This window comes from Caballeronia sordidicola (assembly GCF_002220365.1).
Classification (GTDB): Bacteria; Pseudomonadota; Gammaproteobacteria; order Burkholderiales; family Burkholderiaceae; genus Caballeronia; species Caballeronia sordidicola_C.
The window spans coordinates 1-10726 of sequence record NZ_MTHB01000214.1 but is presented as its reverse complement, the minus strand read 5'-3'; the positions used below and the strand labels follow the sequence as shown (position 1 = coordinate 10726).

The 10726-nt window shown below is 57.7% G+C and carries 8 protein-coding genes and 2 pseudogenes; 5 read left to right on the top strand and 5 right to left on the bottom strand.

Going from position 1 to position 10726, the window contains the following annotated elements; translation table 11 throughout:
• The 4 genes and pseudogenes from BSU04_RS30345 to BSU04_RS30330 all read right to left on the bottom strand — a co-directional run.
• A pseudogene (locus BSU04_RS30345) lies at nt 1-836 on the bottom strand (Tn3 family transposase); the annotation flags it as partial.
• Nucleotides 837-901: 65 nt separating this feature from the next.
• On the bottom strand, nt 902-3844 hold the full coding sequence (locus BSU04_RS30340; RefSeq protein ID WP_089164007.1) for a Tn3 family transposase: 2943 nt from the start codon (nt 3842-3844) through the stop codon (nt 902-904).
• Between the two features lie 3 nt (nt 3845-3847).
• On the bottom strand, nt 3848-4408 hold the full coding sequence (locus BSU04_RS30335; RefSeq protein WP_089164006.1) for a recombinase family protein: 561 nt from the start codon (nt 4406-4408) through the stop codon (nt 3848-3850).
• 510 nt (nt 4409-4918) lie between these two features.
• The gene (locus tag BSU04_RS30330; RefSeq protein WP_218827370.1) at nt 4919-5938 is read right to left on the bottom strand and encodes a LysR family transcriptional regulator; all 1020 of its coding nucleotides are present in this window, start codon (nt 5936-5938) and stop codon (nt 4919-4921) included.
• Between BSU04_RS30330 and BSU04_RS30325 the strand changes: the two genes are divergently transcribed.
• The 5 genes from BSU04_RS30325 to BSU04_RS30305 all read left to right on the top strand — a co-directional run bounded on the left by BSU04_RS30325 (nt 5931) and on the right by BSU04_RS30305 (nt 9317).
• On the top strand, nt 5931-6605 hold the full coding sequence (locus tag BSU04_RS30325) for a cysteine hydrolase family protein (RefSeq protein WP_089164004.1): 675 nt from the start codon (nt 5931-5933) through the stop codon (nt 6603-6605). The genes BSU04_RS30330 and BSU04_RS30325 overlap by 8 nt on opposite strands.
• Nucleotides 6605-6931 carry a GYD domain-containing protein gene (locus tag BSU04_RS30320; protein ID WP_089164003.1) on the top strand — a complete coding sequence of 109 codons (327 nt, stop codon included), beginning with the start codon at nt 6605-6607 and terminating at the stop codon, nt 6929-6931. Before BSU04_RS30325 ends, BSU04_RS30320 begins: the two co-directional genes overlap by 1 nt.
• Before the next feature lie 18 nt (nt 6932-6949).
• Complete coding sequence (locus tag BSU04_RS30315) at nt 6950-7759, top strand: transporter substrate-binding domain-containing protein (protein ID WP_089164002.1); 810 nt, start codon at nt 6950-6952, stop codon at nt 7757-7759.
• 22 nt (nt 7760-7781) lie between these two features.
• Nucleotides 7782-8453: an amino acid ABC transporter permease gene (locus BSU04_RS30310; RefSeq protein WP_218827369.1), complete on the top strand. Its 672-nt coding sequence runs from the start codon at nt 7782-7784 to the stop codon at nt 8451-8453.
• Nucleotides 8454-8591: 138 nt separating this feature from the next.
• Nucleotides 8592-9317: an amino acid ABC transporter ATP-binding protein gene (locus BSU04_RS30305; RefSeq protein WP_089164001.1), complete on the top strand. Its 726-nt coding sequence runs from the start codon at nt 8592-8594 to the stop codon at nt 9315-9317.
• 203 nt (nt 9318-9520) lie between these two features.
• Here BSU04_RS30305 and BSU04_RS30300 read toward each other — a convergent pair.
• Nucleotides 9521-10726: pseudogene (locus tag BSU04_RS30300) on the bottom strand (DUF4158 domain-containing protein); the annotation flags it as partial.

Here is a 10726-nt window from a genome sequence, read left to right as displayed (position 1 = left end):
GCGCCGTTCAGGATCAGCCCATCGAGGATGTAGACGGCTTCGTGGACGCCGCACGGGATGAAGTGACTAAACAGCGCGATGTACATGTCGGATACGTGATAGTAGCCGATCCCGCCGTATCCCCCATAGCGAACGTGATATTCGGACAGCAGGTTCTGCTCGTACAGACTCCACTTGGTGCCGTCGGCCGACGCGCGCTTGCCGCTGCCCCAGTATTTTGGCAACGCGAACTGGTTGTACGCGTTGATCACCTTCACGTTCGCCTTGTCGAGCCGCTCCTCCGTTACGTGTTTCAGGTTCAGCCAGGCGACCTGCTTGCGAGTGAGCCCTTTCACCGAGCGCGCCGTCTGGCTCGGCCCCAGGTTGCAGCCGTAGCAGAACAGCGTCGTGATGAAACGCTTGCGCGGATCGTCGATCTTCGCGTCAAACCCGGATAGCGGTCCAAACAGTTTATGCAGGTCGAGCCACTGCTCGGTTTCGGTGAGGAGATCCAGGATGCTGAGCTGCGGCATCGACGCCGTGATGGCCTGATCGATCAGCGTGCGGTTCGGCGGCTCGGGCTCCTTGCCCGGCTTGTGAATGACGAGTTCCTCATCGACGAACTCGATGCTGTCATTTGCCGGGAAGTTCGCATCGGCCTCGTCGAGCGCTGCGTTCAGCTTGTCTCGCAGATCCTTCGCGAAGCTCTTGCCGTCCGTGGGCAAGCCCACGATCTCGCAGTAGCGCGGCAGCTCACGCCGGAATTCCTCGTCGGAGACCTGATGCACCCGATAATCGTCGAAGCGATCACTACCCTCGACGTAAAGATCGCCGGAATTCAGTTCCCGCATGATCTGGGGTGCCCTCAAGAAAGGGATTTTTTCGTACGTTAAGACTTCGCCTTGATCGTTTTCGCGGCGCGCTAGGGCCGGAATCGGCCTTTGACGACGCGTTTGTTGGCGTGCCACACGTAGTCGCCCGTCAAGTTGATGTGATTCCAGCCCAGTGGCGCAATGTGCGGAATCAGGCTTTCGTCGATCTCCCGCTGCTGCCGTGAGGCGGCAGTCGCCCGCTCCAGATACACGGTGTTCCACAGCGTGATCGCAGCTACCACAAGATTCAGGCCACTGGCCCTGTAGCGCTGGTTTTCGTATGAACGGTCCCGTATCTCGCCCAACCGGTAGAAGAACACTGCCCGTGCCAGCGAGTTGCGGGCTTCTCCCTTGTTCAGTCCGGCAGACACACGCCGGCGCAACGTCGGGTCCTGGAGCCATTTCAGCGTGAACAGCGTGCGCTCGATGCGCCCGAGTTCGCGCAGGCCGACAGCGAGACTGTTCTGCCGAGGATACGCACTCAGCTTGCGCAGGATGAGCGAAGCCGTGACCGTGCCTTGCTGGATCGACGCGGCTAGGCGGACCACGTCATCGAATTCCCGCTCTATCAGTTTCCGGTTGATCGAACCGCCAATTAGCGACGACAGCGCTGACCAGTCGCTCGCCTTGCCTGGCACATACAGATTCTTGTCAGCCAGATCGGCAATACGTGGCGCGAACTCGAATCCGAGGAAGTGGCACAGCGCAAACACGTGGTCCGTGAAGCCAGAGGTGTCCGTATAGTGCTCCTCGATACGCAGTTCCGACTCGTGATACAGCAAGCCATCGAGCACATGCGTGGCATCCCGCACCGGCGAGTTGATGACCTTGGTGTGGAACGGTGCGTACTGGTCGGAGATGTGTGTATAAAACAGCACGCCGGGTTCGTTGCCATATTTCGCATTCCGATATCCGGCGGCCTGACCGTGTCCCCCGGCCCGGAAGCGCTGACCATCGGACGACGAGGTCGTTCCTTCGCCCCAATACGCGGCGAAAGGCAAACCATGCTGATAGTTGACCAGCTCGGCCAACCCCTTCTGATAGGTCTCGTCACGGATATACCACGCTACCAGCCATGACAGTTTAGCCATGCTTGTGCCCGGACAGGCATCGGCCATTTTCTCCAACCCAAGGTTGAACGCATCTGCAAGGAGCGCGGTCAGCAACAGCGTCCGGTCGGGCGGCTCCGAGTCGCTTTTCAAATGGGTGAAGTGCCGGGTGAAGTCGGTCCACTGATCGACCTCAAGTAGCAAATCCGTGATCTTTACGCGCGGCATCAGATCATAGACTTGCTGTGTGAGGATATCGGCCGCCGCCGGGGTTGCGTCGTCGAGCGGCGTGATCTTGAGCCCTTTGTCGTTCAGCTCAACGTCAGGCAATTCGCCTGCCCCTGCAAGCCGGGACGTTTCGTCAAGCGCTTCGCGCAAGCTGGCGAGGCGCTCGTCGAGATAGGCGCCCGCCGAGGTCTCCACGACCAGCCCGAGCCGGTTCCCGTGATGTTGATCGTCGAACATTGCACGCGACATCAGGTATTCATCGAAATCCTTAAACTGCCGGCTACCGATAACTGACACGTCGCCCGAACGAAGCGCGTTCTTCAATTCGCTCATCGCGGCCAGCTCGTAGAACCTGCGATCTATGCCGCCCTCCTTGAACACGAATCGCCCCCAGCGTGGCTTGACGAAGGCCGTTGGCGCATCCGCCGGCACTTTTCGGGCATCGGTTCGGTTCATCTCGCGCAAAGCTTCAATAGCGTTCATTAGGTCCTGGCGCGCCGAAGCCGCGCGGAAATCGAAGGTGTCGAGGAACGTCGGAGAATAGCGCCGCAACTGAGTGAAGTGGTCGACGAGCAACGCCATTGAATCAAACTCCGCATCGCGAGCAAGTTGCTCCGCTTCCCGTACGCTTGCTGTGAACATATCCCACGGCACGATGGCCTCGATCGCCTTGAACGGATCGTTGCCGGCTTCCTTTGCCGCGATCAATGCGGCGCCGACCTTTGCATAGAGACGCACTTTGTCATTGACAGCTTTGCCATCCGCTGCAAAGCGCTTCTCGTATTTGTGTTTCGCCTTTGTGAAGAATGATCCGATGAGCCTATCGTGCAGATTGAGAATCTCATCGGTCAGCGTCGCGGCGGTGTCGAGCAGAATCGCGACGAGCGTGGCGTGACGCCGATCGATTTCATATTCCTCAAGCTGGTAGACAGCAGTCTGACCGCCTTCTCGTGCCAGACGCAGCAGGCGGTTTTGATGGATCGTGCGGCCGATACCCTCCGGCAGACCGAGCGATCGGATCGCCTGCAAGCGCTCGATATGTGCGAGAACGGCTTTCGCACTGGGCTCGCCCGGAGATTGCCGCAACCAGGCTAGCTTACTGACGGGGCGATCAGTGAGCGGTAACAGGAGCTGGTCGAGCGCTGAGCGTTGCTCATCGGTTAACGGTGTGGTCAGCAGGCGGTGCACTTCGCGCTGTGCGCGTGTGGTCACGGCCGCGCATAGCTTTTCGAGCGCAGGGACCGGCGGCAACAGCACATGCCGACGTCGGAGCTCGTCAACGGCGGTCTGTGCAAGCACGATGCCTTGGGTGGTCTGCATCGCAACCGGTAGAAGCAACTCGACCAGCGCACGATAGTGCTGTCGACTGAATTGCACCAAGCCCAGCCTAGCCAGGAGCTCCTGCAGATGTTCCCGGCGCGTTTCGTCACGCGCAGCGTACACATCCCACACTGCCGGTGTAACGCCCAGTTGCGCCGCGACGATTCCGATGATCGGCGCATGCGGCTTCTCAGCCGGTCCCAGTACCCGACCTGGATAGCGCAGGTAGACCATCAACACCGCGATGCCGAGGCGGTTATGGCCACCTCGATGCTGTCGAACAAACGCAAAGTCCTCCGTTGACAACGTGGCCAAGCGAATCAACTCACTTTCATCCGCGGGGAACGCTAGGAGCTGGAATCGCTGATCAGGGGTGAGCAGTTCTCGGCGGGGCAAGATTCACCTCGTCGAGCGCAAATACTGGTACAGGGTCTCGCGGCTGATTCCGAACTCGCGAGCGATCTGAGCCTTGTGCTCGCCATCATCCACGCGACGGCGAAGATCGGCGACCTGCGCGTCAGACAATGCCGGCTTACGACCGCGATAGGCGCCACGTTGCTTTGCCAGGGCGATGCCCTCACGCTGGCGTTCGCGAATCAGCGCGCGCTCGAATTCCGCGAAGGCTCCCATCACCGACAACATCAGATTCGCCATCGGCGAGTCCTCGCCCGTGAACGTCAAACATTCCTTCGCGAATTCAATGCGCACGCCGCGTTGGGTCAGCGCCTGGACGATGTGGCGAAGGTCATCCAGATTGCGGGCGAGCCGGTCCATGCTATGCACAACGACCGTGTCGCCATTGCGCACGAAGGTCAGCAGCGCGTCGAGCTGCGGCCGCTTCGTGTCTTTCCCCGATGCCTTGTCGGTAAAGGTACGATCCAACTCGACTCCGTCGAGTTGGCGTTCGGCGTTCTGCTCGAAGGTGCTGACCCGCACATAGCCGACGCGCTGACCGTTCATGACGGAGTTCCGGGGAAGATGTCAGCTTGAAATCTATGACCTTCAGACTCGAACGTCAAACAATCGATAAGCTGGCCCTATCCTGACGTCTCTGACAGCGTTCCCTGACATCAGGATAGGGTATAGCCCAAGCGGAACATGTAGCAGCTAATTGATACCGGTGTCGATCTGTCAGTTGCTGGCCACCTCTCGTGTCGGTCGGTCTCATTCAGGACAATAGGAAAGCGCTGGGCACGGCTGGCGTGCGAGCATACATCGGTCAACAGCAAACACAAATTGACGGTCGATTATCCTGTTATCCAATTGCAATACGGCGCGACAGCTTCGTCATAAGTCTAAAGATTAATCAGCCTAGCTTCAGCCTTAGTGGTCGATCGGCGGCATTCGGAAAGCCACGAAGACGCCTCGCGTACGAAAGTCCGAATCTTGAGGGCACCGGGCTCTAAATGTGTTTTCCCGTCGTCATGGACGACTCAAAAAGAAAACACCAGCATGTCATTTCGGTGAATATTAACGAAGTGGTGGGAGATGATCTAGAAGGCACCGCACGAACGACCGCACCGTCAGATCCTCGTCTCTGTCCTTCGGCCAAAGGATATAGTATTCGCACGCAGCGTTGATCGATGTTGGAAACGGGCGGATCAAACGGCCTTCGCTCAGATGATTGCGCGTCAACACGTCGGAGACCAGGGCTATGCCACGGCCTTGCACAGCCGAAGCGACGGCCTGCGCGACGCAGCGCACGCGGACGCGCCCGCTGCCTTGCAGGTCCACGCGAGCGGCAAGCGCCCATTTTGCCCACTCCTCGCCTTGATCTTCGTGTAGGAGGGTGATGCCGTTCAGCTTCCTATCACGGTGCTGTAAGTCGAGCCGCGGAAATAGGATTGGCGAACAAACAGGGCGAAGCCTGACCTCACTCAGACGTCTCCAAGTCTTCCCGGGAAACGGAGGATTGTCGTAAACGACGGCCAGATCGTTCACCTCCCAGTCGACGCCAGAAGCGGCGCTAGCTTCGTTTATTGTGAGGTTCGGTATGTTACGGCTTTCGGCAAACTCGACCACTGCTTCTGTCAGCCACGCGATTCCGAGAGCCGCCGGAAGGGAAACTGCGAGTGATGCAGGCTGATCTCCGAAATTTTTCACCCGTGAGGCGCGTGCAATCGATTCCAACTGGCTAAGCGTCAACGCTACCGCGTTCGAGAATTCCCTCCCTGCCTGAGTCAAGACAACGTTTCTACCGGATTTCTCAAACAGAACGATCTCTGTTGCCTCGCCGAGTTTCTTTAGTTGCAGGGAAATAGCGCTGGGGCTGAGATTAAGTGCCTCGGCCGCACCCCTGATGCTACCGAGTGTCGCAGCGGCTTCGAAAGCTGGCAAATATTGCAAATATAAAGGACGCGCCATAGGGCCTCCGTCGGTCAATTGGTGAGGTTTATAGAACAATAAGCTCAATAATAAATTGATTTTATAGAACGGTGCAAGGTGATAAAAAGGAGGCTCTCCCCTCTCACGAAGGTGCGGAATGATCAAAGCAACTCCATTCGACTACCCATACGATGGCAAACTCGATCCGTCCTCGACGGCACTGATCGTCATCGATCTCCAGGAGGACTTCCTTTCGGAGACAGGCTACTTTGCTAGGCAGGGTTACGACCCTTCACCGCTACGGGCGATTCTGCCCACAGTCAACAGGCTTATTCAGGCTTGTCGTACCGCAGGAATACGGATTATCCATACGCGCCAGGGCTATCGCGGCGACATGGCCGATATGACGCCATACGAGAAGTGGCGTCGTAAACGAACGGGGCTTGAAATGACGGACGTACTACTCCGCTCAGGCCAAGGATTCCAGATCGTTTCCGAAATCGAAGTGCGCAACGAGGACATTATTGTCGACAAAACGTGTAACAGCGCATTCACCTACACGGACTTCGAGCATGTCCTACGCGCCCAGCGCATCACTCACCTTCTGTTCTCCGGGTGCACGACCGACGTCTGCGTCCACACGACGCTCCGCGAAGCATGCGACCGGAATTTTCAGTGCTTGACGATCTCTGACGCGTGCGCCAGTGGGGACCAATATGCCCATGAAGCCGCGCTGCACATGGTGACCGTTGAAAACGGGATCTTCGGTGCTCTCACGGACTCGGCAGCTGTCCTTGAAGCTTTGGAGAAAATGACCGGGACAGGCGAGTAATGGATGACACTAAAACCGGCGGCAACAACGGCCCCCAGAGATACATCGTGCTCATGCGGCTGACCGATAAGGGACTTGCGGAGCTGTCCGCCAGCGCAAACCGACGAAAGGTTAGCGAGGACCGCGTGGCGGCGCTCGGCGGAAAGTCGATCGCTTTTTACGCTGTCATGGGCGGCTACGATTTCGTGCAGGTCTTCGAGATGCCCGGTAACGAGGAGATGATGCGATACGTACTCACTGCTCGGCGCGACGGGCACGTTGATCCGCTCATACTGCCCGCGTTTGACGCGGACACTTACACGCAGATAGTTAGCAAAATTCAATAGAGAAAAGGGTGAACGGACATGCGTTTGAAACTCTCCGCAATAACCGTAATTTCAGTTGTGGTGGCTTCCGCCGCCGTCGCGGCGGAGCCCAGCTTCGTCTCTGACGGCCAAGTTAGCGTCTGCACCACTGCCAATTTCCCACCGTTCACATTCAAAAAGAGCCCTGGCGATATAGTGCCAGTCGGGATTGACATCGAAATCGCAAACGCCCTGGCCAAGGAATGGAACGCCCACACGGCTTACACGACGACCGAATTCGCCGGCCTTTTGCCAACATTGGGCGCGGGCCGATGCGGCCTGATCATCAGTGGCATCTACATCAACGACGAACGTCGCAAGGCCTACGACGGCGTGTCCTACATGAAATCGGCGACGGTGATCGTGACGAAGGCAGGCAATAAAAAAATCACGGACCCTGAAACGTTGAGCGGGAATACCATTGCGCTTGAGTCCGGTACCTATTACAAAGCAGAGCGGGTGGATCCGCTGAATAAGCAGTTTGCCGCGACCGGGAGGCCCGCAGTGCTGGTCCAGGACTACCCTGCACAACAGGCGGCATATCAACAGGTGATGGTTGGCCGAGCAGACGCCACGTTGACGGAGCAGGCCGAAGGTGCGACCCGCGTCGCCGCGGCAAAGGATGAACTGAGGATCGCCTACACTTGGAAATCGGACTTCACATACGGCATTTACATGCGCCGAAATCCAAGCGATCTGGCAATGATTCGGGCGGCGCTCAAGAAACTACATGAAAGTGGATTCTTCAAGGCACTCGCGACGAAGTACGGCCTCGATCCGACTGTATTCGACGTCAACTACGACCGCTAAAATCTGGACTGCAGAAGGAAAAATGACTTTCGATACCGGGCTCTTTTTCGCAGCGTTGATCGCACCCGCTATGATACATGGTGCGATCAACGCCTTAGTCCTTTCAGTCGTTGTTTTCATCGTCTCATTCTTCGGCTGCCTACCCGTCGCGCTTTGCCTTAACTCTGTAAAAATGGGCCGAAATCTGGCTGCCCAATGCTACGTGTGGGTTTTCCGGGCCGCGCCGGTCATCCTTGTCCTGTTGATCGTCTGGAACGGCACGCCGCAGCTGTTCCCGTCCTTGCTCAAGGCAAACTGGTTCAATCCTTTTGTGGCGGCTGGCATTTCGTTCTCCCTCGCCTCCATTGCCTATATGGCCGAAATCATGAGGGGCTCCGTACGCGCGGTGAGCCAGGGGCAAGGACACGCGGCCGCAGCCCTCGGTCTTAACCGATTCCAGGTCTTTCGCCTCGTGGTCCTGCCACAGGCTCTACGTGTAGCACTTCCCGCACTGGTGAACGAATTCATTAACGTTTTAAAGGTGACATCGCTCGCCTACATCATCTCGCTGCGGGAAATAATGGCAGTTGTCAACGACGCTATCGCGGCCTCATTCCGGTTCGTCGAATGGTACTGTGCCGCGTTGGTGTATTACCTCATCATCGTCTCCATCTTCATGGTCTTTCAGTCGGTGATACAGAAGAAGCTGAAATAAAATCAAAGAAGGATGCCTTTAAAACTCATTGTTAAGTGCATGAGCTTACGGCACACGATGCGACGACTGTCTTCAACAGCAGTCGCCCTTGCGGTTGAACGTGACGATGCCCCGAAACCCTCATTAAGGAAGCAACGAATGATCTCAATCACTAACGTGTCGAAATGGTACGGTCAGTTTAAAGTGCTAACTGACTGCACGACAATCATCAACAAGGGAGAGGTTGTTGTTATCTGCGGCCCGTCGGGGTCCGGTAAGTCCACGCTTATTAAGACCTTGAATGGCCTCGAATCGTTCCAGCAAGGCGCCATAGTAATCGACGGTCAGTCGCTGGCGGACCGCAAAACTAACTTGGCGCGCCTGCGTGCGAAAGTGGGCATGGTTTTTCAGCACTTCGAACTATTCCCGCATCTGACGATTATCCAGAACCTATCGCTCGCCCAGATAAAGGTACTCGCACGCTCCAAAGACGAAGCGTGCGCTAAGGGGCTTGGCCTTCTGAAGCGCGTCGGCCTGAGCGCACAAGCGGACAAATACCCTGCACAATTGTCTGGCGGTCAGCAACAGCGCGTCGCGATCGCCCGTGCACTATCGATGGATCCGATTGCAATCCTGTTCGACGAGCCTACGTCCGCCCTCGATCCAGAGATGATCAATGAAGTACTCGATGTGATGGTGGAGCTCGCACAAGACGGTATGACCATGATTTGTGTAACGCACGAGATGGGATTCGCGAAGAAGGTTGCGCATCGAGTGATCTTCATGGATGAGGGCGTGATTGTCGAAGATGAAACCAAGGATGAATTTTTTGTCAATCCAAAATCGATCCGCGCGAAGGACTTTCTCGGCAAAATCCTCCATTGAATGGTAGTTGGACAAAGCGGCAGCCGACACGTTCATGTCAACGACTGGGGCGCGACCGCCTGGGTTCGGGTGATTCTCTTTGGCTTCCCTTCTTATTGGGATCATGTAACGGACTGCGCCATGACAATTGGGCTAAATCCCTTATCTCTATGATTGTGCGGCGCGGCTAACGTACGTTTTCGTCCGAATCCTGACGGCACCCCGATCTGGCTGAAGACACCCAGCTCGAAGAACCGGCGGTGCAGCATCCGGCTGTCCCGGCTGTGCGGGAACACCGCGCGCTCCCACTTCTCCGGCAACCAGTCGAGCGGCAGGTTCGCGAGGTCGTTGTCGGTCAGCAGCAGGTATTCGCGGTGCGCGTTGCGGAAACCTTGCAGCCACGCGAGCGCGACCAGCACCGCGCGGTCCTGCGAGCTCGATTGCAGCGGCAGCACGTCCAGGCACTGGAACAGCAGCGAGCGCTGGGTGCGGTACGGCACGAGCATGAACGGCAGATAGAACTGCCCGGCATAAGCGATGTGCTCGTTGCATTGCGCGAGCGCTTCGGCCGGGTCGCCGAGCGCCTCGCGGATTTTCGGTAACCGCTTAGGCTCCGGTACGCCCTCATCCTGGAGAATCTGCAGGACGTCCCGGAACTGCCCGACCAGCCCCTCCAGCATACCGGCGTGTTCAAGCTGGTATTTTTGCAGTCGGACCTTTGCGTAGGACTCCAGCTTGCGCACCACCTTGATGAATATCTCAGCGACGTCATCAAGCGCCTTCTGCAACTGCGCCTGGATGAACAGTACCGCAAGCGCATAACGCTTCGCGGTCTTGAGCGAACGCAGTTCCGCGACGTCCAGGGCCCGCGCTTCGGTGACCAGTTGGGCTCGTTTGCTAACAGACAGGATCGAGGGTGGCGCCGGCAAGCCTTCCGCCAGTGTCCTGATCCAGTTGATATGTTTGAGGAAGCTGGCGATCGCCCGCGCGGCGGGTCGCTTCGGCTCCTGTTTCAGATCGTCCCAACCGGACTTGCCGGCCTTGAAGACGAGAAGCGCGTCGATGCGTTCGACGAGTGCTGAGTCGAGTGCGCCGGTGATGGCCCCATAGATCGCCTCGTTGTGATCGTTGCGCGCCTGCGTGGCGATGCGCTGCAGCATTGCCAGTGGCGGCAGCTCGTACCGGCGCCGGACCAGTTCCTCGATCAGCACGTTGATGATATCGGGCAGTTCGATCTTTGTCCGGGCTTCCGCCGACGCCAGTTCAGCAAGCGACGCCGCCTCACTCGCATCGAACGCCCGGATGTCAAGCCAGCCGCGCAGCAGTTTCTGGTGACGAATGCGGGTGCCCGACACGTCATACCGTGCGATCGCCGTCCGGGACAGGACGCGGGACCGCATCGACGTCCGGATGTGATCGATAATGGCGGG

What these genes read in the sequence shown, in the direction of transcription:
- BSU04_RS30335 (WP_089164006.1), bottom strand. Translation starts at nt 4,408, where the DNA reads ATGAACGGTCAGCGCGTCGGCTATGTGCGGGTCAGCACCTTCGAGCAG.
- BSU04_RS30325 (WP_089164004.1), top strand. Translation starts at nt 5,931, where the DNA reads ATGATCAAAGCAACTCCATTCGACTACCCATACGATGGCAAACTCGAT.
- BSU04_RS30320 (WP_089164003.1), top strand. Translation starts at nt 6,605, where the DNA reads ATGGATGACACTAAAACCGGCGGCAACAACGGCCCCCAGAGATACATC.
- BSU04_RS30315 (WP_089164002.1), top strand. Translation starts at nt 6,950, where the DNA reads ATGCGTTTGAAACTCTCCGCAATAACCGTAATTTCAGTTGTGGTGGCT.
- BSU04_RS30310 (WP_218827369.1), top strand. Translation starts at nt 7,782, where the DNA reads ATGACTTTCGATACCGGGCTCTTTTTCGCAGCGTTGATCGCACCCGCT.
- BSU04_RS30305 (WP_089164001.1), top strand. Translation starts at nt 8,592, where the DNA reads ATGATCTCAATCACTAACGTGTCGAAATGGTACGGTCAGTTTAAAGTG.